This is a genomic window from Azospirillum himalayense, assembly GCF_042657465.1.
GTDB lineage: Bacteria > Pseudomonadota > Alphaproteobacteria > Azospirillales > Azospirillaceae > Azospirillum > Azospirillum himalayense.
The window spans coordinates 57,664-83,831 of the sequence record NZ_JBHSLC010000042.1 but is presented as its reverse complement, the minus strand read 5'-3'; the positions used below and the strand labels follow the sequence as shown (position 1 = coordinate 83,831).

Below are 26,168 nucleotides of genomic sequence, written 5' to 3'. Positions count from 1 at the left end.
CCTTGCCATCGTCACCGGAGTGGCCATTGAAACGCCCGCCCCCCTTTGCCACCACCCGCTACGGAGAAGCCCCGCATGAAAGCCCTGGTCTGGCACGGCACCGCCGATGTCCGTTACGACACCGTCCCCGACCCGGAGATCGAGCAGCCCCGCGACGCCATCGTCAAGGTCACGTCCTGCGCCATCTGCGGTTCGGATCTGCACCTCTACGACCACTTCATGCCCGGCATGGAGAAGGGCGACATCCTGGGCCACGAGTTCATGGGCGAAGTCGTCGATGTCGGAGCCGAGGCCAGGAGCGCCCTGAAGGTCGGCGACCGCGTCGTTGTTCCCTTCACCATCTGGTGCGGCGAGTGCGACCAGTGCCGCCGCGGCAACTATTCGGTCTGTGAGCGCTCCAACCGCAACAAGGCGATGGCCGACAAGCTGTTCGGCCACACCACCGCCGGGCTGTTCGGCTACACCCACCTGACCGGCGGCTATCCGGGCGGGCAGGCGGAATACGTGCGCGTCCCCTTCGCCGACCGCACCCACGTGAAGATCCCCGACGGGCTGACCGACGAGCAGGTGCTGTTCCTCGGCGACATCTTCCCCACCGGCTGGCAGGCGGCGGCGCAGTGCGACATCCAGCCGACCGACACGGTGGCGATCTGGGGCTGCGGCCCGGTCGGGCAGATGACGATCCGCAGCGCCATCCTTCTGGGCGCCAAGCAGGTCATCGCCATCGACCGCGTGCCCGAACGCCTGTCCATGGCCAAGGCCGGCGGCGCCATCACCATCAATTTCGAGGAGGAAAGCGTCGTCGAGCGGCTGAACGAGCTGACCGGCGGCAAGGGTCCGGAGAAGTGCATCGACGCCGTCGGCATGGAGGCGCACGCCACCGCCACGCTCGATTCCATGTACGACCGCGCCAAGCAGGCGCTGGCTCTGGAATCCGACCGCGCCCATGTGCTGCGTGAGATGATGTATGTCTGCCGCCCCGCCGGCACGCTGTCGATCCCCGGCGTCTATGGCGGGCTGATCGACAAGGTCCCCTTCGGCATGTCGATGAACAAGGGCCTGACTTGGCGCATGGGCCAGACCCACGTCAACCGCTGGACCGACGACCTGCTGCGCCGCATCCAGGAGGGCCAGATCGACCCGTCCTTCGTCATCACCCACACCGTAGGTCTGGCCGACGGGCCGGGCATGTACGAGACCTTCCGCGACAAGCGGGACGGCTGCATCAAGGTCGTGCTCAAGCCGTAACAGGGAGGCGCACCATGGCGTATTACCGCAGGAATTCGTCCGCCGACCGGATGGCCCGTGGTTTGGGGTGGTTCAGCATCGGGCTGGGCGTGGCCGAACTGGTTGCCGCCCGGCGCCTCGCCCGCTGGATGGGCATGGAGGAGCAGGCCGGGCTGATCCGTGCCTACGGCGCGCGCGAGGTGGCGACCGGCGTCGGGCTGCTGGCGATGGGCGACGCCCGTCCGTGGATGTGGGGGCGGATTTCCGGGGACGCGCTGGACCTCGCCACGCTGGCGACGGCGCATCACGACGGCAACCCGCGCCGGGAAAACGTCGCCACGGCGCTGGGCGCGGTCGCGGCGATGACAGCGCTCGACATGCTGTGCACGGCGATGCTGCACCGGGATGAGGCGACGGCCTGGACTCCGCCCCGCGACTACAGCGACCGCAGCGGCCTGCCGCGCCCGCCCGCCGCCATGCGCGGCGCCGCCAAGGACGCCCCGATTCCCGCCGACATGCGGACCCCGGCCATCCTGCGCTTCGAGCCCGCGGGGGCGAATTAGCATGAATAACCCTCTCCCCTCGGGGGAGAGGGTGGCCCGAAGGGCCGGTGAAGGGGTTGCGCGTGACGGTGCGTCCGGCAAAAGGGCAACCCCCTCACCCTAACCCTCTCCCCAGAGGGGAGAGGGGACAACATCCGCTCAACAGCACCCCGCCTTGCCGGCGCCGTAACGGGCCTGCAGACGGTTGTCGAGGAACTCTGTGTAGGTCATCGCCGGCTGGTCGGGGTGCCGGGTCCGCATGTGCTCCAGATAGGTGTCGTAATCCGGCACCCCGATCATGAGCTTGGCCGTCTGCTCGAAATAACCGCGGAACCGGCTGAGGTTGCTTTTCAAGCCGCTCATCCGTCGCCCTTTTCCAATAGATCGATCCCTCACTCCCGAAGGAGTGAGGGAACGGTGTACCCATACTCAATCCCCCGCCCGCGCGGTGGCGCCGCCGGTCGGGATTTCCCGGGTGGTCGGGCGGTCGCTGCGCAGCGCCTTCAGGCAGGACAGGACGCCGAAGACCAGCACCGCCAGCACCACCAGCACGAACAGCGACGCCAGCGCCGCGTCCAGGTAATCGTTGAAGATCACCTGCCGCATCTGCTCCATCGAGGTCGCCGGAGCGAGCAGCCGGCCCTCGTTGGCGGCGGTGCTGAACCGCTCGGCGTGGGCGAGGAAGCCGATCGCCGGGTTGCTGTGGAAGACCTTCTGCACGCCCGCGGTCAGGGTGCAGATCAGCAGCCACGCCGCCGGCACCATGGTCACCCAGGCGTAGCGTTCGCGCTTCATCCGGAACAGCACCACCGTCGCCAGGATCAGCGCGATCCCCGCCAGCATCTGGTTGGAGATACCGAACAGAGGCCAGAAGGTGTTGATGCCGCCCAGCGGATCGATCACGCCCTGATAGAGGATGTAACCCCAGGCGGCGACGCACAGGCCGGTGGCGATCAGGTTGCCGGCCCAGGACGCCGTCCGCTGCAACGGCTTGAAGAAAACGCCCAGCAGATCCTGCAGCATGAACCGCCCGGCGCGGGTGCCGGCGTCGACGGCGGTCAGGATGAACAGCGCCTCGAACAGGATTGCGAAATGGTACCAGAAGGCCATCATGCCCTTGCCGCCGAACAGCTCGGAGAAGATCTGCGCCATGCCGACCGCCAGGGTCGGCGCGCCGCCGGCCCGCGACAGGATGCTCACCTCGCCGACGTCCTGCGCCGTCTGGGTGATCATCTCCGGCGTGATGACGAAGCCCCAGTTGTTGATGACCTGGGCCGCCGACTCCGCCGTGGTGCCGAGCAGCGCGGGCGGGCTGTTCATGGCGAAGTAGATGCCCGGCTCGATGCAGGAGGCGGCGACCAGCGCCATGATGGCGACGAAGGACTCCGTCAGCATGCCCCCGTAGCCGATGAAGCGGGTGTGAAGTTCGTTCTCCACCATCTTCGGCGTGGTGCCGGAGGAGATCAGGGCGTGGAAGCCCGACACCGCGCCGCAGGCGATGGTGATGAACAGGAACGGGAACAGGCTGCCCGACCACACCGGGCCGGTGCCGTCGACGAAGCGGGTGACGCTGGGCATCTTCATCGGCGGTGCGACGAGCAGGATGCACAGCGCCAGCATCACGATGGTGCCGACCTTGAGGAAGGTCGACAGGTAGTCGCGCGGGGCCAGCAGCAGCCACACCGGCAACACCGACGCCACGAAGCCGTAGCCGATCAGGATCCAGGTGATCTGCACGCCGGTCAGCGTGAAGACCGGCGCCCACGTCTCGCTCTGCGCCACCTGCCCGCCGAGCAGGATGGCAGCGATCAGCAGGAAGAAGCCGATGATGGAGATCTCGCCGATCCGGCCGGGGCGCAGGAAGCGCATGTAGATGCCCATGAACAGGGCGATCGGCACGGTGGCGGCGACCGTGAAGAAGCCCCACGGGCTGTTGGTCAACGCCTTGACCACGACCAGGGCCAGCACCGCCAGGATGATGACCATGATCATGAAGGTGCCGAACAGCGCGATGACGCCGGGGATGTCCCCCAACTCGGCCTTGATCAGCTCACCGAGCGACCGCCCGTCGCGGCGCATCGAGACGAACAGGATCATGAAGTCCTGGACCGCCCCGGCGACCACCACGCCGGCCAGAATCCACAGCATGCCCGGCAGGTAGCCCATCTGGGCCGCCAGCACCGGGCCGACGAGCGGGCCGGCGCCGGCGATGGCCGCGAAGTGATGGCCGAACAGGACGTACTGGTTGGTCGGAACGTAGTCCAACCCGTCGTTGTGGCGCATCGCCGGAGTCGGGCGCGCCGGGTCCAGCCGCATGACGCGGGTGGCGATGAACAGGCTGTAGTAGCGGTAGGACACCAGGTAAGTACAGACGGCGGCCACGACCAGCCAGAGGGCGTTGATGGTCTCGCCGCGCGCCAGGGCGACGGTGCCGAGCGCAAAGGCGCCCAGCACGGCGAGGATCAGCCACGGCGCGTGATTGAGGATGCGGGGCATGCGTACTCCTCCCGAACGATTCGCAATCGTTGAAAAGCACGATGAACCTGATGAAAACGATGGAGAATCATCCTCTCATCACGCCCGAACGGGAAGAGCAAACTCGCCGGTCGCGACAAAATGGGTCAAAAATAAGGCATACCCTCAATTTGGGCGGGCTGCCCACCGCCCTCGGACGATCAGGGCGCCATGGACGACGCCGGCGCCGAGGCTGGTGTGGCCGCTGAACATGACGAGGCCGAGTCCCCAGCCCTGCCACGTCACGAGGAGGCCCAGCGCCCCGAGCAGGGAAACCGCCCCGCCGACGCGCAGGGCGAGCGTCGCGGGGGCCGGCAGGGACCGTCCGAACAGGTCATGCTGCGGACGGTCCATCGCGAAGGCCAGCGCGGCGAACCCGGTCAGGCACAGGATGAAGGACGACAGGTGGATCATGCTCATCCCTCGCGCAGAATGGCGCCGCTGGCGGATTCGTTGACCGGCTTGCGGACAGGCCGCGTCTTGGGCTGGTGGCGGAGCGTGCGGACCGCCAGAACGGCGTGAAGCGCCGCCAGCGCCCAGCACATCAGGTCCATGCCGATGAACACCCAATCGCCTTCGGTCAAACTGCGCCAGAAAGGCCGATGCGTGGTCGCGGCGTTGAGCACGGGCAGCAGCGCCAGCAGCGCCGCGGCCAGCCACAACTGCTCGACCCAGGCCTTCTTCGCCGGACGCAGCACGCCGTGCAGCAGCGTCAGCGCCCAGACGATGAAGAAGCCGTGGATCTCCCAGTTGGCGCGGTCCGCCAGAGTCTCCGGCAGCAGGCGGTTGGCCCACAGGAAGGCCGCCATGGCGACCGACAGGCCGGCGATGCTGGCGATGTTCAGCCGCTCCACGATGTGGAATCCGACGTGCGGCCGGGCCGGATCGGGCAGCTTCTGCCGGCGCTTCACCGTCCACATCACCAGACCGGTGCCCACCATCGCGGTGCCGGCGAGGCTGACGAGGAAATAGAGCCAGCGCGTCACCGAGTCGCTGAAGCGCCCCAGATGCAGGGCGTAGAGCACGCCGCGGGTCTCCGCCGCCGGCCCCACCCCTTCATGGACGGCCAGCAGTTTGCCGGTGGTCCCTTCGAACTCCAGATATTGCGGGCTCATCGAGACGCGCCCGCCGTCACCGCGCGCCACCGCCACCCGCGACGCCGCGTCGCCCGGATGGGTGGCGGTGACCCGCCCGACGCCGTCGCGGCCCCAACGCTCCTGGGCGTGGCGCACCATGCCCTCGATCGAGGCGAGGGGTGCTGCCTCGCCGCTGGGCTTGCCCGGCTGGATGAAAGCGCTGAGTTCGGCGTTGAGCTGCTGGCGCTCCGCCGCGGTCTTGATCCCCGCCTGCTGGCCCCAGGGCATGTAGAGCGCCATCAGCGTCACCAGCCCGGTGTAGGTGATCATGGCGTGGAACGGCAGCCCGAACACCGACAGCGCGTTGTGCGCGTCGAGCCAGGAGCGCTGCCCCTTGCCCCAGCGGAAGGTGAAGAAATCGACGAAGATCTTCTTGTGGGTGATGACCCCGCTGACGATGGCCACCAGCATGAACATGGCCGCGATGCCGGCGAGCCAGCGCCCCCACACCACCGGCATGTAATGGAACTGGAAATGGAAGCGGTAGAAGAAGTCGCCGCCCAGCGTCGCGCGCGACGACACCGTCTGCCCCGTCGCCGGGTCGAAGTTGCCCTCGCCGAAACCGCGCCGGCCGGGAGCCGCCCCGGCGGTGCGCCAGAAGGCGTAGACGCTGTTGTTGCGGGCGTCCGGCAGGCGCAGGCTCCATTGCGGGCTGCCCGGCACCAGGGCGACCAGTTCGTCGGCCACCCGCTGGGCCACCTGGGCCTGATCCGGAACCCCGCTCTGCGCCGGCAGTTCGGGACGCATCCATTGCGACAGCTCGTCCTTGAAGTAGGACACCGTCCCGGTGAGGAACATCGCGTAGAGCACCCAGCCGAGAAGCAGCCCGACCCACGTGTGCAGGTCGGACATGCTCTGGCGGAGGCCGCGGCCGTCGGGGCGCGCTTGCTGGTCTGTCGTCACGCTCGGCTCCCCATCACCAGACCGACCACGCCGCCAGCAGCAGCGGCGCGGCCACGACAAGCAGGCCCGCCCAGGCGCGCAGCGCGCTGCGGACCGCGAAGACCCAGATAATGGCGGCGGCGTAGACGAGGAAACTCGCCATCTCGCCGGTGAGCACCGCCTGCGGCGTGCTCATGGGAAGCGCCAGCACCGCCACGCTCGCGAGCGCGGCCAGCGCATAGCCGCCGAACAGGGCGGCGGCTATGCGCGAGACGAGCGGGCCACCCCAAGCATCAAGGGCAGAACGGACCCGTCCGGCCACGGAGGTCATTTGTTGGGCGTCGCCGCCGGGCCGGCGGGGACCGGCGCCAGACCGTCGGGGTGGACGTAGGTCACCGTGGTGACGTAGCTGACGCCATCATACTTCTCCGCACCGTTGGCGCCCTGGCGCTCGCCGGGGGTGCGCTCGTTCAGGCTGACCTCGGCCACGTAGGTGCCCTTCCACGGCAGGTCGAAGGTGACCAGACCCTGCTCGTCGCTGTGCGCCTCCTTGGCCCAGCCGGACTGGGTGACCAGCATCACCTTGGTCTTGGCCTTGGGCTGGCCCCGGAAGACCAGCTTGAACTGGCCGGGCGTGCCGGTGGGCACCAGATCCAGCGTCAGCTTCGGCGCCTGCTCGGCGAAGCCGGTTATCAGGCGCGCGGCGGGGTGGAACCAGTTGGTGGTCTCCTTGTCGCCCTGCTTCCAGCTGTAGAGCGGGTAGAGCGTGTCCTCGGCGACGATGCTCTCGCCGTTGGCGGCCTTGAAGGGCAGCGTGAAGCCGTCGGCGGTCTTGGCGGCCTCGGCCTTCTGCTCGCCCTTGGCGGAGAGCAGCGTGCCGGCCGGCTTGCCGAACTTGTCGAGCAGGCCGGGCGAGGCCTCGCGCAGATTCTCGCCGAATTCCCCGAAGCGGATCATGGCGTTGCCCTGCTCGGGCTGCTCGATCCAGATCTGGTGGGCCTGGGCGGGCATGGCGGCGGGCATGGCGAAGCCCAGCGCGGCGATGAAGGCGAGCGACAGTTTGTTCATGACGTCATCCAAAGGAATGGCTTGGCGGATTTAGAAATCGACCGTGGCGGACAGCAGCACCGTCCGCGGCGAACCGACGGTCACGTAGGTGCCGGTGGTCAGCCAGTACTCCTTGTCGAAGAGGTTCTCGACGCTGGCGCGCAGCACGACCGGCTTGCCCGACACGTCGGTGGTGTAGCGGGCACCGATGTCGAAGCGGGTCCAGCCGTCGAAACGCAGCGTGTTGGCGTTGGTCAGGTAGGAGCCGGACGTGTAGATCACGCGCCCGTTGAGGGCGAGGCCCTCGACCCACGGGGTGTCCCAATCCAGGCTGGCGGAGAAGCTCTTGTCCGGCACGCCGGCGGCGTCGTTGCCCTCTTCCGAGGCGACGGCGGTCTTCGTCAGCTCCGGCTTCAGGAAGGTCGCGCTGGCCATGGCGCGCAGGCCGGGCAGGATCTCGCCGTAGGCGGACAGTTCCAGGCCGCGGTTGCGCTGCTCGCCGTCGTAGGCCAGCTCGTTGGACGCGGTGCGGATCGAGCTGGGGCGGGTGATCTGGAACACCGCGGCGGTGGTCGTGATGGTCCCCCAGTCGACCTTGACGCCGCCTTCGAGCTGCTTCGACTTGTAGGGTTCGAGCACCGCGCCGGTGTTGGCGTAGCCGGCGCCGACGATGGTGCCGCGCGACAGGCCCTCGGCGTAGTTGCCGTAGACCGCGACGTTCTCCAGCGGCTTGACGACCAGACCGGCGAGCGGCGTCGTGGCGCTGGCGTTGTAGTTGCTGGTCTGCGCGCCGGTCGTCGTGCTGTAGCCCTTCACCTTCACCGTCTGGTCGCGCACGCCGAGCGTCAGCAGGACGCGGTCGTTGACGAAGGACAGCGTGTCGGCGATGGCGATGCTGCTGAGCGTCGTCTCGGCCGACTTGCGCGGATCGGTGCGCGGCGCGGTGATGACCGGCAGCGGCGCCGGGTTGTAGATGTTCGACGGGGCCGAGCCGGCGGCCTGGATGTAGGCGTTGCCCTCCTCCCGCTGGAAGCCGGTGTAGCCGATGTTGACCTGATGGCGGACGGGACCCGTCTCGAAGCGCAGCCGCGCGCCGGCCGTGCCGCTGACCGTCTCGCTGTAGGAGTCGTAGTAGGAGTTGCGGACCGTGAAGTTGCCGAGCGCGTTCACGGCGGGGTTGGACTGCGGGAACACCTGATCGTTGGTGCCGTCGCGGTAGCCGATGCCGGCGTAGGCGGTCAGCCAGTCCGTCACGTCGAACTCGATGTTCGAGGCGATGGTCTTGTCCTTCTGGACCAGCTTGGTGTTCGGGTACCAGTTGCTGCGCGCGTCGGGCGGCGACGGGATGGCCGTCGTCGTGGACAGGATGCTGATCTGCGGGCGGAAATTGTCGGTGTCGTCGCGCTGGATGATGCCGTCGAGCGACCAGCGCAGCCGCTCGCCCCGGTAATCCACCGCCAGCGAGCCGAGGCCGGTCTTCACGTCGCCGTCCTCGATCGAGGCTTCGCCGCCGCGCAGCAGGCCGTTGAAGCGCACCCCCCAGGCGTTGTTCTCGCCGAAGCGGCGCCCGGTGTCGACATGGACGCCGAAGTTGGCGTCGCTCTGGTAGAGCCCGGTCACGCGGGTCAGCGGCTGGTCGCCGGCGCGCTTGCTGAGGATGTTGATGCCGCCGCCGATGCTGCCGCCGGGGGCGATGCCGTTCATCAGCGCGCCCGGCCCCTTCAGCAGCTCGATCCGCTCGATGATCTGCGACGGCACGCGGTTGGAGGACACCAGCCCGTACATGCCGTTGAAGCCGACGTCGCCCGACGGAACGGCGAAGCCGCGGATCTGGAACGTGTCGTCGAAGCCGTTGCCGCCGGTGGTCGTGCGCACCGACGAATCGTTGACCAGCGTGTCCGCGGCCGTGCGCGCCTGCTGGTTCTCGATCAGCTCGGAGGTGTAGTTGGTCGTGCTGAAGGGCGTGTCCAGCGTGTTCTTCGTGCCCAGCAGGCCCAAGGTCCCGCCGCGCGCCACCTGACCGCCGGCGTAGGGCGGCGGCGGCTCGCCCGGCAGCGCGCCGGCGTTGGCCGAAACCTGGACGGAGGGCAGCACCGTCGCCCCGGCCGGGGCGTTCACGACCGGCGTGGACCCTTGCGCGACAAGGCCATACCCCGAGGACGTGCCCGCGATCTGATAACCGCTGCCGTCCAGCAGGCGGCGGAAGCCGTCCTCGACCGTCGTCGTTCCGCGCAGCCCCGGGGAGGTTTTGCCCCGGACCTGCGCCGGGTCCACGGCGATGCTCACCCCGGCCTGTGCGGCGAAGCTGCGCAGGGCGGCATCCAGCGGCCCCGGCGGCACGTTGGCGTCGATCGTACGGGCCGCCGCCGTCTGGGCCTGCGCGGCCGGAGCGAAGGGAAGGCCGCCCGCGAGGGTGGCACTGGCAAAGCAAACGGCCATGGCGACCGGGCGCAGACCCGGTGCAAGGAGATTGTGCGCAACGCCGCGGCGGCGGACGGTCAGGCGTGGAGCGTCCTTGCCGCAAGATTGAGACATCGACAAACTTCCTCTACCAAAAGGTGTATATGTGGCGTAGCGTCAGCGACCGGCACTCTGTCCGTTCACAAAAAGCCAAACGTCTGCGCTGATCGCTCGAATGCGAATGATTTTCATTCTAAGCATCGGGCGACGGATTGCGCAAGGGGGCAACGTCACCCTCCCGGTGATCGTTCGCATCTTTATGTCCGTGATTTTCCTATGGGAATTTTGCAGGCGAGGACCAAAGAGGCGGGATGATCCGATGAATGACAGCTCCGGAAACGGAGCGATCGCCATGGCCGCAACTCCGGAAACCGCGTCAGGATGAGCAGGACCGTGAGCCAGCGCAGAACCGCGGCGGATTTCCTGGCCGGCGGACGCATCGGCACCATCCGGACGGCCTCCTGCTCCATCCGTGCGGACGGCGCCGTTCCCGAACACCACTTTTCATAAAATCAACTCCGCTCCTTTTACAACCGAGTCCTCAAATGCGTCAATAATTGACAATTTGTTTCGGCATGAACCAAAATTCATGCAGTAACCATCCCCTTCCTGCGGAAATTTCGTTGTTGCGTCACCATCAATTCCAGAAGAATTAACTTCCAATCAGCCGAAAGATCGGCAGCGTTCAGAATTTCTTTAACAAATCACTTTGTTATTGGCCTTCCCGATACGCGACCGCCGCGACGGCGAGAGGGCCACCATGCCGGATACCCTGGACGCCACTGCTCCGCTCCTGACCATTCCCGATGCCCTGGCCTCCGAAGCGGCGGCGGTGCTGCTGGGCGGCGACCCCGGCGCGCTGAAGGCCGTGCAGGAAAAGCTGGCGGCGGCGCTGACCGGCCAGGGCCTGCCGGAAGGCGCTGCCGGCAGCGTGGCGGACGGCTGGATGCGCAACGTCGCGGCGGGGATCGGCACCAGCGCCACGCCCGATGATGCGATCGCCCAGGCGAGCCGGATCGCCGCCGGCACCGCGGCGCGCATGGCCCAGGCGGCCCAGGAAACCGCGGAACTGACCGGAGAGCAGCGCCTGGCCGTCGCCCTGGCCCAGGGGCAGGGACTCGGATCGGGCGGTGCGGGCGATCCCAAGACGGCGTCCGACCTGTCGGCGGCATTGTTCAACGGGGTGATGGATCCGGCGGCCCGCCCCGCAGGCGCCGCCGACCCGATCGCCGCCCTGTCGCAGGCCTTGACCGCTCCCCCCACCGCCCTGGCGGCGCCGGAGGCCGTTCCCGTCTCGCCGTCCGACAAGCTCGCCGCGGCGCTCGCCTCCGGCGTGGGGGTGCAGGACGCGGTGACGGCGCTCGGCCCCGGATCGGGCGGTCACTTCGCCGAGGCGCTGGAGCAGGCGCTGTCCAGCGGCGCCGACGCTGCCGGCGCCATTGCCGAGGCGCAGGCGTTGAGCACCGCCAGCGCGGTTCAAAGCACGTCCGTCGCGGTCGAGCAGACCGACGGCGCGCGCCTGCTCGGCGCCCTCGCCGCCGGAAAGACGGACGGGGCGGAAGGCGCGCTGACCGGCAACCCCGCCTTCACCAGCGTCCTGAACGACGCGCTGGCGCAGGGCGCGCAACCCGACGCGGCGCTCGGCGCCTCGGCCCGGGCGCAGACGGAGATGGCGTCCCGGCAGGAGGCCGCCGCCGTGCCGGCGAAGCCGGCGGACGCGCTGGTCGCCTCGCTGTCGTCCGGCCAGAATGTGGCGGCCACCGTCAAGACCTTCGCCACCGCCGCCGGTCTCGATGGCACGGCGGCCGGCGGCTTCGGCGACGCCTTGGGACGGGCCTTGTCCAGCGGGCAGGAGATGGCCGGCGCGCTGGGGTCGGCGCAGCAGACCGTGTCCACCGCGATGGCCCTGTCGGCGGAAACGGCGAAGGGCGTCAAGAGTGACGGGCTGATCGCGGCGCTGGCCAGCGGGCAGAACGTGCAGCAGGCGGTGCAGGCGCTGGGCGGGTCCGGCGCCGCCTTCAACGCCGCTCTGGGTCAGGCGCTGGCGGACGGGCGCGCCCCCGGACAGGCGCTCGCCGCCGCCCGCCAGACCGCGGAGACGGTGCAGCAGAACGCCCAGGGCAGCGAAGTTCCCGTTTCCGCCGAGAACAAGGCGCTGGCCGATCTCGCCACCCCCCCGCCCGCCGGGGAGTCGGCCAAGAGCGATGGCGAAATGGCCGCCCAGAACACCGACAGCGCCCAGGGCAAGCCCGCCGAGCAAGTCGCCGAAGCCCCGGCGGAGGGCAAGGAGGAGGGCAGCGAGAAGGAAGGCGCCAAGGAAGATGGCGCCAAGGAGGAGGCGAAGGGCGAAGCCGGCGACAAACCCACCGCCGATGCCACCCCCGACGCAGCACCGGTGAAGGGCGAAGCGTCGTCCGCGCCGGCCAAATCCAGCATGGGAAGCGAAGCGGCCCTGAAGGCGATCAGCTTCGACGTGGCCGGAACAGCCAAGAGCGCCGAGACCGCCACGCCCGGCGCCACGGCTCCCGCACCGTCGGCCAGCACCACGCCCGCCACCGCCCCGTCGGTCGCCAAAGCGCTGGCCAGCGATCCCTTTGCCGTCGCCGCGCAAATCCAGCAGCAGGTTGCCCGCGCGCTCGAGGCTGCGGCCAACGCTCCGCCAGTGACGGTGCCGCCGGTGGCGGCGCCCACCCTCTCCGCCAGCTTCGACGCGGCGGCCTTCGCGAAGGCCTTGGCGATTGCCGAAGGCACCGCGGCTCCGGCCGGTTTCGCCGTCTTCCATTTGATCGAGGCGATGTTCCGGCCCGGCGAGGCCGGAAGCAGCGTGATCGGCGTCGCCGTGGTGGCCAACCCGGATTCCCCGTCCGGTGTCTGGCAGTACAGCGTGGACGGCGGCGCATGGCTGGAGGTGGGCGCGATCGGCGACAACTCGGCCCTCGTGCTTCCGGGCGGCGCCCTGCTGCGCTTCCTGCCGGCCGCCAACTGGAACGGCACCACCCCGTCGCTCGGACTGCGAGCGGTGAACAGCGAGTGGGCCGACGGGTTCAGCGGCGCCGAGCACCGGCTGTTCACGCTGAGCGGCATCGGCGGCACCACCCCGCTGTCGGCGGGCGTCGCCCCGTTGACGCTGGAGGTGACCCCGGTGAACGGCGCCCCGATGGCGACCGGCACACAGGCTGTCCTGGCCGCCATTACGGAAGACAGCGCCAACCCGGCGGGCGCCGGCGTGGCGATGCTGTTCGGCGGACTGTTCTCCGACCCTACCGACGCGGTGTTCGGCTCCGCCGGCAACGGCCTCGCCGGCGTGGCGGTGGTCGTCAACCCGGCGGACGCCGCCCAGGGGCAATGGCAGTATTGGACTGGCACCGCTTGGGCCGCCGTGGGAACGGTGTCGGACGGCAACGCCCTGCTGCTGTCCGTCGACGCCAAGCTGCGCTTCCTGCCCGCCGCCGACTGGAACGGCGTGCCGCCGAGCCTGACGGTTCGCCTGATCGATGATTCGCAAGGGGCCGTGACCAGCGGCGAGCGGACGGACGTGACGGGTGCCGGCGGAGACAGCCGCTACAGCCTTGCCACCATCGCCCTGACCACCGCCGTGAACGCGGTCAACGACGCCCCCGTGGCGACGGGCGGCACGGCCACCCTGCCGACCATCGCGGAGGACACCGCCAACCCGGCGGGAACCACCGTCTCCGCCTTGTTCGGTCATCTGTTCTCCGACGCCGCCGACGCGGTGACTGGCGGGTCGGCGGCCGACACGCTGGCCGGCGTGGTGGTGGTCGGCAACGCCGCCACCGTGACGCAAGGAACGTGGCAATATTGGACCGGCACGGCCTGGGCCGACATCGGCGCGGCAAGCGACGCCAACGGGCTGCTGCTGGCCGCCAACACGGCGTTGCGCTTCGTTCCCGCCGCCAACTGGAACGGCATCACCCCGACCCTGACGATCCGGCTGGTCGAGGATGGCGCCGCGCCGCTGATCACCGGCAACCGCGTCGACCTGACCGGTGGCGTCGGCGGCAGCACCGTCTACAGCGCCGGGACCATCGCGCTGACCGGAACCGTCACCCCCATCAACGACGCGCCGATCGTCACCGGAACGACCGCCGCCCTGCCGACCATTGCGGAAGACGCCACCGACCCGTCCGGTGCCACGGTCACCAGCCTGTTTGCCCACCTGTTCTCCGACCCGGCGGACGCCGTGGCGGGCGGCTCCGCTGCGGACAGCTTCGCCGGGATCGCCATCGTCGGCAACGCGACGACCGCGCAGGGTGCTTGGCAGTATTGGACCGGTACGGCCTGGGCCGCCGTGGGAACGGTGTCGGACGGCAACGCCCTGCTGCTGGCCGCCGACGCCAAGCTGCGCTTCCTGCCCGCCGCCGACTGGAACGGCGTGCCGCCGAGCCTGACGGTTCGCCTGATCGATGATTCGCAAGGCCCGGTCACCAGCGGCGAGCGGACGGACGTGACGGGTGCCGGCGGAGACAGCCGCTACAGCGCCGGGACCATCGCCCTGACCACCGCCGTGAACGCGGTCAACGACGCCCCCGTGGCGACGGGCGGCACGGCCACCCTGCCGACCATCGCGGAGGACACCGCCAACCCGGCGGGAACCACCGTCTCCAGCCTGTTCGGTCACCTGTTCTCCGACGCCGCCGACGCGGTGAGCGGCGGGTCGGCGGCCAACACGCTGGCCGGCGTGGTGGTGGTCGGGAACGCCGCCACCGTGGCGCAGGGAACGTGGCAGTACTGGACCGGCACCGCCTGGGCCGGCATCGGCGCGGCAAGCGACGCCAACGGGCTGCTGCTGGCCGCCGATACGGCGCTGCGCTTCGTTCCCGCCGCCAACTGGAACGGCATCACCCCGACCCTGACGATCCGGCTGGTCGAGGATGGCGGCGCTCCGCTGGTCACCGGCAACCGCGTCGACCTGACCGGTGGCGTCGGCGGCAGCACTATTTACAGCGCCGGCACTATCGCCCTGACCGGAACCGTCACTCCGGTCAACGACGCGCCGGTCGCCACCGGAACGACCGCCACCCTGCCGACCGTCGCCGAGGACACCGTCAACCCGGCAGGCGCCACGGTCACCAGCCTGTTCGCCCATCTGTTCTCCGACCCGGCGGACGCCGTGAGCGGCGGGTCCGCCGCCAACGGTTTCGCCGGGATCGCCATCGTCGGCAACGCGGCGACCGCGCAAGGCGTCTGGCAGTACTGGACCGGCACGGGCTGGACCGCCGTGGGGGCGGCCTCGGACGGCAACGCCCTGCTGCTGGCGGCGAACACGGCGTTGCGCTTCGCTCCCGCCGCCAACTGGAACGGCACCACCCCGGCTTTGACCGTCCGGCTGATCGACGACTCCCAAGGGGCCGTGACCAGCGGCGGGCGGGTCGCCCTGGCGAGCGTGGGCGGCGACAGCCGCTACAGCGCCGGCACCGTCGCCCTGACCACCTCGGTCACCCCGGTCAACGACGCCCCCGTGGCGACGGGCACGGCGGCAACGCTGCCGACCATCGCTGAGGACACCGCCAACCCCACGGGCACCACCGTCTCCAGCCTGTTCGGTCACCTGTTCTCCGACGCCGCCGACGCGGTGAGCGGCGGGTCGGCGGCCAACACGCTGGCCGGCGTGGTGGTGGTCGGCAACGCCGCCACCGTGGCGCAGGGGGCGTGGCAGTTCTGGACCGGGGCGGCCTGGGCCGACATCGGCGCGGTCAGCGGCGGCAACGGCCTGCTGCTGGCGGCGAACACGGCGCTGCGCTTCGTTCCCGCCGCCAATTGGAACGGCACCACGCCGGCCCTGACCGTCCGGCTGGTCGACACGTCGCACGGCCCGATCGCCAGCGGCGCGCGGGTCGACGCGACGAGCGTCGGCGGCAGCACCGCCTACAGCGCCGGGACCATCGCCCTGACGGGCACCCTCACCCCTGTCAACGACGCCCCGGTGGCGACGGGCACGACGGCGACCCTGCCGACCATCGCCGAGGACACCATCAATCCGACGGGCACCAGCGTCACCGCCCTGTTCGGTCACCTGTTCTCCGACCCGGCGGACGCGGTAGCGGGCGGCTCCTCCGCCAACGGCTTCGCCGGCGTCGCCATCGTCGGCAACGCGGCGACCGCCGGGCAGGGCGTCTGGCAGTACTGGTCGGGCTTCGCCTGGATCACCGTGGGCGCGGTCACGGAAGGCTCGGCGCTGGTCGTCGCCGCCGACGCGATGCTGCGCTTCCTTCCCGCCGCCGACTGGAACGGCGCCACCCCGGCCCTGACCGTCCGGCTGATCGAAGACGGCGGCGCCCCCGTCGTCACCGGCGGCCGCGTCGACCTGACGGCCGGCGTCGGCGGCAGCACCGTTTACAGCGCCGACACCATCGCCCTGACCGGCACCGTCACCCCCGTCAACGACGCGCCGCAGATCACCGCCGGCACGACGGCGCTGGCGACGATGAAGGGCGTGGCGGTGGCGGTCACCGGCCTGTCGGTGTCCGACGTCGATGCCGGCGCGCTGCCGATGCTGGTGACGCTGACCGCCGGCCACGGCACGCTGACTCTGGCCGGCGCCGGATGGGACGCCGTCATCACCGGCAACGGAACGGACAGCGTCACCATCCGCGCGACGCTCGCCACCATCAATGGTCTGCTCGGCGCCGCCAACGGGCTTCTCTACACGGCCAGTTCCTACACCGGGGCCGACGCCATCCGGATCGTCGTGAACGATCTCGGCAACGGCGGGGCCGGCGGGCCGCTGTCGGCAACCGCCTCCATCGGCGTCACCGTGGCGCCGCCGAACGCCTCCCCCATCCTGATCGATACCAACCTCGACGTGACCGTGGCGGCGGAGGCCCTGGCCGCCCCCACCGCGGGAACGGTCGGCTTCGCGGTGTCCAAGCTGGTCGGGCTGAACGGCAGCGGCCCCGCCAACGTCACCGACACGGACGCCGGGGCCGTCGTCGGCGTCGCCCTGACCGGCACCAACGAGAGCTATGGCCGCTGGTGGTTCTCCACCGACAACGGCGCGACCTGGAACCTCGTCGGCGCGGTCAACGACAGCGATTCCGCCCTTCTTCTGCGCGCCACCGACCGGCTCTACTTCCAGCCCAACGCCGCGGTGCCGGCCACCGTCAACGGCGCCCTGACCATCCGGGCCTGGGACCAGACCACCGGCAGCGCCGGCTCCAAGGTCGCCGTCACCATCGGCGACGGCAGCGCCTTCTCCACCGCGACCGACACCGTCACCCTGCATCCCGGCGTGCTGATCCCCAACGGCACCTTCGACAAGGGACTGACCGGCTGGAGCCACACCGGCGGCGCCACGGTGGGTGCGACGGGCGACGGGCATGAGGGCACCCTGACCTCCGCGGCCGGCCGGACGCCGACCCAGCTCGAGGACTTCCTCGGCCTTGCCCACGGCTCCATCGCCACGGCGACCGGGACCATCCCGTCCTTCGGCAACGCGATGAAGCTGGCCACCTCCGTCACGGTGACGAAGGACACGACGCTGACCTTCGACTGGACCTTCGTCTTCTCCGACCCCGGCTATCACGACTTCGCCTTCGTCAGCGTCAACGGCGTGGTCACGCTGCTCGCCAAGGACGCGAGCGCCAGCGGGAAATTCAGCGTCGTGATCCCGGCCAACAGCACCCTGTCGCTGGGCTTCGGTACCTCCGACACCAGCGACAACAGCGTCAACCCGATCCTGCGCGTCGACAACATCAAGCTGACCACCGTCGCCAGCGACCCCATCGTGCTGGACATGGCCGGCGACGGGCTGGCCCTGCGGGCGCTGACCGACGGCGTCCTGTTCGACGTCAGCGGCGACGGCGTGGCCGACCGCACCGGCTGGGTCGGCAAGGGCAACGCCCTGCTGGTGCGCGACGACAACCACAACGGGCAGATCGACGACGGGCGCGAGCTGGTGTCGGAACATTTCGGAAAAGGCTTCAACAGCAGCTTGGAGGCGCTCGCCTCGCTCGACAGCAACCGCGACGGGCGCATCGACGCCGCGGACGAGAGCTTCGCCACGCTCCAGGTCTGGCAGGACGCCGACGGCGACGGGGTGAGCCAGCCGGGCGAGCTGCGCACGCTGGCCGACGCTGGCATCCTTTCCATCGCCACCACGGCCACCCCGACCGACACGACTCTGGCCGGCAACCAGATCCTCGGCACCACCAGCATGACCATGGCCGACGGCAGCAGCCGGCTGGTGGCCGGCGTCGCCTTCGACGCGCAGGCCACCGTCGCGGCGCAGTTGCACAGCCAGCCGCTGGCCGCAGCGCCTCAGGCTGACCACGGGCGCTTCGATTACGCAGCACTTCTCTCCTCCGGCCTGGGCCTGCCGGACACTGCTCCGGTTGTGCAAAACAGTCTTGATGCGCACAACGGAGACTGGGCGATGGCGCTTCACACCGCGGATACACACCACACCACAACCCATGCATCGACGATTGTGCCGGTCGCAGAAAATTCATGAGCGACCGACAGAATTCGACGCATTTTTAGGTATTTGGATACTGTTTTGTCCTAAATGAGTATGAGAGTTCTCGACTAAGATCATCATCGCTGTAAGCCGAATGGCTTAGACATGCGGCGATCTCCAGGACCCTCATGCACAAGCTTTGTCTTATCGCCACGGTTGCGCTTCCGCTCCTGACCGGAGCGCCACAATCTCTAGTTGCAGCTCCGCGCGACGAGGTGGTGGCGCTGATCGGCAAGGCGACGGAGACCCACGACCGCCTGCGCGGGGCGGAGGCCGCCGCCGACGGGGCCCGCAACGCCCTGCGGGTCAGCCATGGCGGCTGGTTCCCGACGCTGAGCCTGTCGGCCAACGGCGGGCGCGAGAGCACGACCAAGCCGGCGGGCCTGCCCAACACGGACATGAACGCCTCGCAGTTTTCGGCGCGGGCGACGCAGCTGATCTGGGACTTCGACGCGACCAACGCCGACATACGGCGCGCCCAGGTGACGCTGGTCCGCGCCGACATCGCGGTGGAGCGCACCCGGCAGGAGCTGCTGGTAGAGGGGCTCACCGCCTACGCCAGCCTCGTCCGCGCCCATCAGCTGCTCGCCTTCGCCCGCCAGTCCGAAGACAACATCCGCCGCCAGACCGGGCTTGAGGAGGTGCGGCTTCAGGAGGGTTTCGGCTTCTCCACCGACGTTCTCCAGGCCAAGAGCCAGCTGGCCGGCGCCCAGGCCCGCCGCGTCGCGGCGGAGGAGGCGACGCAGAATGCGCAGAGCCGCTTCCAGGCCTTCTTCGGCCATGTCCCCTTCCAGGTCAGCAACGCCCAGGTCCTGGCGATGACCCGCGCCGGCCTGCCCGTCTCGATGGATGCGGCGGTGGAGGAGGCGCGCCGCCACAACCCGCGCCTTCAGGAACTGGCCCTGACCACCGCGGCGGCGCAGGAGGCGGTGACCTCGGTGCGCGGCCGCACCCTCTACCCGCGGATCGACGGCTTCGTGGAACACAACATCAAGCGCGACGTCGCCGGCCAGTCTGGGCGGCAGAACGAGCTGCTGTTCAAGCTCCAGGTCACCTTCTCGCTGAACACCGGCCTGACCGCGCTCAACAGCATCCGTCTGGCCGAGGCCGACCTGCGGGCCGCCGACGCCACCTGGGCCGACCAGGAGCGCACGGTGCTGGAGACCGTCCGCAACAGCTGGAACCGGCTGGAAAGCGCCCGCGCCCAGGTGCAACTGCTCAACGATCAGGCGAGCCTCGCCGCCGGCTTCCTCGACGTGGCGCGGTCGGAGCGCGAGCTGGGCACCCGGTCGCTGATCGACATCCTGTCGGGGGAGACGACGCTGATCAACGCGCGCAGCGACGCCGCGGCGGCGGAGACGGAACTGGTGCTGGCCGGCTACCGGCTGCTCGCCGCCATGGGCCGGCTGAACGCCACCGACATCCAGACCAAGCCGATGCCGAAGCTGACCGCGCCGGGCCGCGGCGCCTTCCGCGACCAGGGCGGGCGCGATCCGGCCCAACGCGATCCGGCCCGGCGCGGCACGGGAGACCAGCGATGAGCGGCGGCGCCATCGGGCTTCTGGTGCTGCGGCTGCGCGCCAACCTGCGGCTGACCGCCCGCGTCTTCGCGGCGTCGCTGGCGGCGAACCTGCTCGGGCTGGCCTCGTCCTTCTACACGATGCTGGTGCTGAACCGCTACGTGACGCACGGCGTCGACTCCACGCTGGCGGCGCTGACCGTCGGCGTCGTCCTGTCCATCGCCTTCGAGCATCTGTTCCGCCACGTCCGGCTGGGCATCGCCGGGCGCATCGGGCGGGCCGAGCACGAGCGTCTGACCACCGGGGCCTTCGGCATCCTGATGACCGCGCGCAGCGGCGCCGGATCGGCGGAGGGCGACGCGGCCCGGCGTGAGGCGCTGCGGGCGCCGGAGCAGATCGACTCCGCGCTCGGCTCCGCCAACCTCGCGACGCTGTTCGACCTGCCCTTCGCGCTCGGCTTCATCCTCGTGGTGGCGCTGATCTCCTGGCCGCTGGCGGCGATCTGCCTCCTCTTCACGCTGCTGGCCATCGCCGCCGGGCTGCTGGCCCAGGCGGACATGCGCGCGGTCGGGCGCGACCTCGCCCAAGCCGGCGCCGACGCCCAGGGGCTGGTCACCACCGCCATCGTCGGGCGCGACGCGGTCGCCCTGTTCGGCGGCGCCAAGCCGCTGCTGGGCGACTGGCAGCGCGCGGCCAAGGCGCTGCGCGTGGTCCGCGAGCGCATGTCGATGCGCCAGGGCCGCGCCCAGTCGGCGGCGCAGAGCCTCCAGGCGCTCCAGGGCGTCGCGGTGATCGCCACCGGCGCCGTCCTGGTGGTGCGCGGCGAGCTGGACGTCGGGTCGCTGATCGGCATCAACCTGCTGGTCGGCCGCGCGCTGGCCCCCTTCACCCGGCTGGCCCAGATCGGCGAGTCCCTGGCGATGGCCCGGCAGGCGCAGGTCCGGCTGGAGCAGTTCGCCCGCACCGCGGTCGAGCCGACCGGCGGCACCAGCCTGCCCCGCTACGCCGGCACGCTGGAGCTGCGCGACCTGACCTTCACCCCGCCGGGCGGCGTCACGCCGCTGCTGCGCCGGCTGACCCTGTCGGTGCCCGCCGGCAACATCCTGGTGCTGAAGGGGCGCAACGGCTCGGGCAAATCGACGCTGATCCGCCTGATCGCCGGTCTGGCCGACCCGCAGGAGGGCGCCGTGCTGGCCGACGGGGTGGACATCCGCAAATTCGCCCCCTCCTGGTGGCGCCAGCAGATCGGGCTGCTGCCGCAGGAGCCGGTGTTCCTCAACCGCACGATCCGCGAGAACCTGCTGCTCGCCAACCCACGCCTGTCGGAGACGGAGCTTCACGCCGTCCTGCACCGCGCCGGGGCCGACCGCACGGTGGCCGACTGCGCCCAGGGCCTCGACACGCCGCTGCGCAACTTCGGCCACGAGCTGCCGACCGGCCACCGCCGCCGGCTGGCGCTGGCCCGCGCCCTGGCGGTCGGCGGGCGCCTGATCCTGCTCGACGAGCCGACCGACGGGCTGGACTCGGAAGGCACCGCCACCGTCTACCGCACGCTGATCGAGCTGGCGCGGAGCGGCCACACGGTGATCATCGCGTCCCACGACCCGCGCATCCTCCAGGGCGCCTCGCTGGTGCTCGACCTCGACCAACCGAACAGCACAGTGGCCGCCCGCGAAGCGGCGGGGCTGGTGACGCCATGAAGCCGCTTCCCCTGCTGACCCGAAAGCTCGCCGCCGGCCCCGCCGCGTCCGTGCCGCCCGCCATTCCCACTCCCCTTCTTGGAACGGAACCCGCGGACACGGAAAGCCGCTTCGGCGACGGCCTGTTCGCGGTCAGCATCGCCGCTTTCCTCGCGGCACTCGGCTGGGCCGCCATCGCCGAGCTGAACGTCTCCAGCAGCGCGCCGGGCGACGTGGTGCCGCTGTCCTACAACCAGTCGGTCCAGCATTTCGAAGGTGGCATCGTCCGCGACATCCTGGTGCAGGAAGGCGATTCGGTCACCGCCGGCCAGACGCTGGTCGAGCTGGACCAGACCAAGATCCGCGCCGACCTGGAGGAGCTGAAGCTGCGCCTCGGCTCGCTGTCCGCCGACACCGCGCGGCTGGAGGCGGAGGTCGGGCGCCGCGAGGCCATCGACTTCCCCGAGCGGCTGCTGCGCGAGCGGCCCGATCTGGTGGCGCAGACCCGCGACCTGTTCCGCGCCCGCCGCGACCGGCTGGCCTCCGACCTCGACATCCAGCGCCAGGACATCGCCCAGCGCGAGCAGCAGGTGGCCGCCGTGCGGGCGCGCATCGGCGGCTCCCAGGTGGCGCAGGGGTTGATCCGCGAGCAGCTCTCCATCAGCGAGACCCTGCTGAAGCGCGAGATCACCAACCGCATGAAGCATCTGGAGCTGCTGCGCGACGACGCCCGCGTCAGCAGCGCCATCGCCGAGGACCGCGCCACGCTGGCCCAGGCCGAGGCGGCGCTGGCCGAGGCGCGCAGCAAGCTGGTGTGGATCGGCCGCAAGTACGAGGAGGAGAGCCGCAACGCCCTCGACGAGGCCCGCCGCAACCACGACGAGCTGTCGCAGCGCCTGACCCGCTACCAGGACAGTCTGGACCGCAGCAGCCTGCGCGCACCCATGGACGGCATCGTCAAGACGCTGGCCGTTTCCACCAAGGGCGCCGTCGTCAAGGCCGGCGAGACGGTGGTGGAGCTGGTGCCGCGCGACGGCAAGCTGGTGGTGGACGCCCGTCTGCCGGTGCAGGACATCGGCTATGTCCGCCCCGACCAGCCGGTGGTGGTGACGCTGGCCGGCGGCGACGCCTCGCGCTTCGGCCACATCGAGGGGCGGGTGCGGACGATCAGCCCGGACACGCTGCTCGACGCCAACAAGCAGTCCTACTACAAGGTCCGCGTCGAGCTGCCGGTGACCCGTTTCGACTACGGCGGCAAGACCTACGAGCTGTTCCCCGGCGTGCGCGTGACCTGCAGCATCCTGACCGGGCGGCGCACCATCCTCGATTACGTGTTCTCGCCGGTCCTCAACGGCCTCCAGCACGCGATGCAGGAGCAATGAGGATGGCCGGTCCGACTGCCATCGTTTCCCTCTCCCGCCCCGGGAGAGGGAGGGGCCCCATGCGGAAGCATGGGGAGGGTGAGGGTCGTCCAACGGCGCGACCGCCCGATCCTTGCATTCACCCTCACCCTTCCCGCTTCGCGGGCCCCTTCCCTCTCCCGGGGCGGGAGAGGGAAACGACCGCCCACCGCCAAACGGACACCCCATGCTGAGCTCGCTCCAGCCCCGCTCCCGGCCGCCGCTGCGCTGGTCGCACCTGACCAAAAAGGCGCGCTTCGCGCTGATCCTGGCGGCGGCGATGCTCGTCACCGTGCTGGTTTCCCTGGTCGTCCGCGCCGGCTTCCTCGGCGACAGCGCGCGCGAGCCGTTGACCGTCGCCGTCGTCGGGCCGCTCAGCGGGCCGGACGCGGCGCTGGGGCTGGCCCTGCGCAAGGGAGCGGCGTTGCGCGCCGACACCATCAACGCGGCGGGCGGCATCGCCGGCCGTCCCGTGGTGGTCAAGCCCATCGACGACGAGGGCGACAAGGGCAAGTCGCTGGAGATCGCCCGGCGCGTCTCCAACGATCCCTCCGTCCTCGCGGTGATCGGCCACACGCCGGACGCCGCAGACAGCGCCACGGCGATCTACGCCCAGCGGCAGATCCCGCTGATCGCCCCGCGCCCGCTGGTCCGCCCGGCCGACGCCGCCCCGAGCCCCTGGCTGTTCAGCATCACGCTGGACCGCACGCACGAGACGCGCTTCCTCGCCAACTACGTGCGCAACGTGGTCGGCGAGCCGACCGTCGCCATCGTCCGCGAGGACAGCGAGCAGGCGGCATCGCAGGCCGGGCAGTTCGACGCGATCCTCCAGCGCTTCGGCACCAAGCTGGTCGGCCAATGGACCTTCGCGCCGGGCCGCGGCGGTGCGTCCGCCCTGCCGGCGCTGGCCCAGGCGGTCAAGGAGAAGATGCCGACCGGCGCCGTCGTCGTCATCGGGTCGGCGGTGGACAGCGCGCGGGTGGTGGTGGCGCTGCGCGACGCCGGGGTGCGCAACCTGATCGCCGGCAGCTCGGAGATGGCCTCGTCGGCCTTCCGCACCGAGATCGTCGCCCAGGCGCAGGCCAACCCCAAGGCGCTGACCCCGGAAGCCTACGGCCACGGCCTGCTGGTGTCCTCGCCCGTGCTGTTCGACACGGCGAACGAGCGGGCGCAGCGCTTCTACGGCCAGTATGTGAAGCGCTTCAACGCGGTGCCCGACTGGGCGGCGGCGCTGGGCGCAGACGGCGTGGACCTGATCGCCGGAGCCATCGCGAAGACCAACGTCACCACCGGCAAGCCGGACGGCGAGGCGTTGCGTCGCGCCATCGCGGATCACGACCGCGCCGAGACCGCCTTCCAGGGCACGGTCGGCACCTGGACCTTCGACAGCCGCGGCCAAGCGACCCTGCCGGTGATGATGGCCTCCTACAACGGCCTGAACCCGGTGGCGGCGCTGACCCAGCTCCAGCCGATCCGCGAGGCCGGCGTCTCCAACTTCCTGGAGGAGGTCACCAAGGGCCGGGCGCTCTACGTCAACGACCGCTTCATGTACAAGACGGACGTCATCTACACCGGCGTCCAGCTCCATGAAATCCGCGACCTGAACCCGGACGCCAACGAGGCGACGCTGAACCTGACGATCTGGTTCCGCTACCGCGGCGCCTTCAACCCGGCGGACGTCGTCTTCACCAACGCGGTCAAGCCGGTCGAGCTGGGTAAGCCCTACCGCGAGGAACGCGGCGAGGTCACCACCTACGTCGCCTACCGGATCGAAGGGCGCTTCGCCCTGAACGTCTTCGACCAGCGCCCGCCCTACGGCAGCCAGACGGTCGGCGTCAGCTTCCGCCACCGGACGCAGAACCGCAACACGGTGATGTTCGTCACCGACGTGCTCGGCATGTCGCTGGTCGACACCAACGACTTCGTGGAGAAGCTGAAGGCGATGGCCGCGGCGGAGACCGCGTCGGCCGCCGATCCCGGCCTCGCCGACCGCTTCCGCCGCGCGCTGGAGGGCGAGAGCGAAAGCTCCACCCTGCTCGACCAGCTCCGCGCCAAGCGGGTGCTGGCGCCGTCGCCCGGCTGGCGCCTGTCGCGCGCCTGGATCTCGCAGGACGTCGCCTCGGTCGGCAGCGAGGGCGATCCCAACTATGTCGGCTTCGGGCGCCCGCAGCCGGACTTCTCGCGCGTCGATTTCGGCGTGGTCGCGGCACCGGACTCCCCGGCGGCGCGCGACTTCATCCACCGCGACTTCTTCGTTTACATCGCCATCTTCAGCGCCGTGCTGGCGGTCTTCGCCGCCTTCATGGACCGCCGCGACCGCGGCCAGTTCTGGAAGATCCAGACGCTGTTCATGCGCATCCTGTCCTGGCCGCTGCTGCTGATGTCCGCCGGCAACATCGCGCTGGACCAAGCGGTGGCGACGCTGCCGCCGAGCGGGATCGCCATGGTGGTGAACGGCGTCGACGTGCTGTGGTGGATCGTGCCGGCCATCCTGGTCGACCGCACGCTGGAGCGCTTCGTCTGGACCCCGCTGGAGATCCGCACCCAGCGCAAGATCCCAGGCATCGTCCGCCGCTTCTCCACCCTGATCGTCTTCGGCTTCGCCGGCTGCGGCATCATCGCCTTCGTGCTGAAGCAGCCGATCACCAGCCTGCTCGCCGCCTCCGGCCTCGTCGGCATGGTCATCGGCCTCGCCATCCAGGCCAACATCGCCAACGTCTTCTCCGGCATCGTCCTGAACATCGAGCGGCCGTTCCAGATCGGCGACAGCATCCAGATCACCGATCTGGTGCGCGGCGTCGTGGTCGACATGACGTGGCGCACGGTGCGCATCCGCAACGTCGCCGGCTTCATCGTCGCCATGCCCAACGCCAAGGTGTCGGAGGCGACCGTCATCAATTTCAGCGCGGTCGATCGGGTGTCGATGAAGCTGGAATATTACGCCGACGCCCGCCACGACCCCGGCCGGATGGGCGGCCTGCTGACCACCGCCCTGCAGAACGCCGACAAGGTGATGCCCAGCGCCACCGGCGGCCCGCCCTTCGTCCGCTACGACGGCATCCGCGGCGTCAACGGGCAATGGCTGTGCAAGTACAACCTGTTCTTCTGGGTCGAGGATTACGACGCCAGCTTCGTCGTGCCGGAGCTGGTCTGGCGGTCCGTCTACCGCACGCTGGCCGAGGCCGGCATCGAGCCGACCCCGCCCGACCTGATGGAGGCCGCCGGCCCCGCAGCGGTCGCCACCAACGCCCAGCGCCGGGCGATTCCGGCATGAGCAGGAACATT

General features: G+C 70.1%; 14 protein-coding genes. 7 read left to right on the top strand and 7 right to left on the bottom strand.

Annotated features, from left to right (window positions below):
* Positions 1–75 precede the first annotated feature (75 nt).
* Both ACFPMG_RS20245 and ACFPMG_RS20240 read left to right on the top strand, forming a co-directional pair.
* Complete coding sequence (locus tag ACFPMG_RS20245) at positions 76–1,248, top strand: zinc-dependent alcohol dehydrogenase (protein WP_376996939.1); 1,173 nt, start codon at positions 76–78, stop codon at positions 1,246–1,248.
* A 14-nt stretch (positions 1,249–1,262) separates the two neighbouring features.
* Entirely contained in the window at positions 1,263–1,790 is a 528-nt protein-coding gene (locus tag ACFPMG_RS20240; RefSeq protein ID WP_376996937.1) for a cyclase dehydrase, read from the top strand.
* A gap of 138 nt (positions 1,791–1,928) precedes the next feature.
* Here ACFPMG_RS20240 and ACFPMG_RS20235 read toward each other — a convergent pair whose 3' ends face one another.
* The 7 genes from ACFPMG_RS20235 to ACFPMG_RS20205 form a co-directional block, all read right to left on the bottom strand.
* A complete protein-coding gene (locus tag ACFPMG_RS20235) occupies positions 1,929–2,132 on the bottom strand; it encodes a YbdD/YjiX family protein (protein WP_014197888.1) in 204 nt (67 codons plus the stop codon).
* A 66-nt stretch (positions 2,133–2,198) separates the two neighbouring features.
* Positions 2,199–4,265, bottom strand: a complete 2,067-nt coding sequence (locus ACFPMG_RS20230) for a carbon starvation CstA family protein (RefSeq protein WP_376996935.1) — start codon at positions 4,263–4,265, stop codon at positions 2,199–2,201.
* 144 nt (positions 4,266–4,409) lie between these two features.
* Positions 4,410–4,697 (bottom strand): DUF3325 domain-containing protein, encoded by a 288-nt coding sequence (locus ACFPMG_RS20225; RefSeq protein ID WP_376996934.1) that lies wholly within the window; start codon positions 4,695–4,697, stop codon positions 4,410–4,412.
* A gap of 2 nt (positions 4,698–4,699) precedes the next feature.
* Positions 4,700–6,322, bottom strand: coding sequence for a PepSY-associated TM helix domain-containing protein (locus ACFPMG_RS20220; protein ID WP_376996932.1), 1,623 nt, complete (start codon positions 6,320–6,322; stop codon positions 4,700–4,702).
* A gap of 13 nt (positions 6,323–6,335) precedes the next feature.
* A complete protein-coding gene (locus tag ACFPMG_RS20215) occupies positions 6,336–6,632 on the bottom strand; it encodes a DUF3649 domain-containing protein (RefSeq protein ID WP_376996931.1) in 297 nt (98 codons plus the stop codon).
* Positions 6,629–7,369, bottom strand: a complete 741-nt coding sequence (locus ACFPMG_RS20210) for a cobalt ABC transporter substrate-binding protein (RefSeq protein WP_376996930.1) — start codon at positions 7,367–7,369, stop codon at positions 6,629–6,631. Before ACFPMG_RS20210 ends, ACFPMG_RS20215 begins: the two co-directional genes overlap by 4 nt.
* A gap of 30 nt (positions 7,370–7,399) precedes the next feature.
* Positions 7,400–9,883 (bottom strand): TonB-dependent siderophore receptor, encoded by a 2,484-nt coding sequence (locus ACFPMG_RS20205; RefSeq protein WP_376996928.1) that lies wholly within the window; start codon positions 9,881–9,883, stop codon positions 7,400–7,402.
* A 685-nt stretch (positions 9,884–10,568) separates the two neighbouring features.
* Between ACFPMG_RS20205 and ACFPMG_RS20200 the strand changes: the two genes are divergently transcribed.
* The 5 genes from ACFPMG_RS20200 (at position 10,569) to ACFPMG_RS20180 (ending at position 26,157) form a co-directional block, all read left to right on the top strand.
* Positions 10,569–18,278 (top strand): hypothetical protein, encoded by a 7,710-nt coding sequence (locus tag ACFPMG_RS20200; RefSeq protein ID WP_376996927.1) that lies wholly within the window; start codon positions 10,569–10,571, stop codon positions 18,276–18,278.
* Positions 18,279–18,412: 134 nt separating this feature from the next.
* Complete coding sequence (locus ACFPMG_RS20195; RefSeq protein WP_376996926.1) at positions 18,413–19,825, top strand: TolC family protein; 1,413 nt, start codon at positions 18,413–18,415, stop codon at positions 19,823–19,825.
* Complete coding sequence (locus ACFPMG_RS20190) at positions 19,822–21,504, top strand: ATP-binding cassette domain-containing protein (protein WP_376996925.1); 1,683 nt, start codon at positions 19,822–19,824, stop codon at positions 21,502–21,504. Before ACFPMG_RS20195 ends, ACFPMG_RS20190 begins: the two co-directional genes overlap by 4 nt.
* Positions 21,501–22,865 carry an HlyD family type I secretion periplasmic adaptor subunit gene (locus ACFPMG_RS20185; RefSeq protein WP_376996923.1) on the top strand — a complete coding sequence of 455 codons (1,365 nt, stop codon included), beginning with the start codon at positions 21,501–21,503 and terminating at the stop codon, positions 22,863–22,865. Before ACFPMG_RS20190 ends, ACFPMG_RS20185 begins: the two co-directional genes overlap by 4 nt.
* 205 nt (positions 22,866–23,070) lie before the next feature.
* A complete protein-coding gene (locus ACFPMG_RS20180; protein ID WP_376996921.1) occupies positions 23,071–26,157 on the top strand; it encodes an ABC transporter substrate-binding protein in 3,087 nt (1,028 codons plus the stop codon).
* The last annotated feature ends 11 nt before the right edge of the window (positions 26,158–26,168 follow it).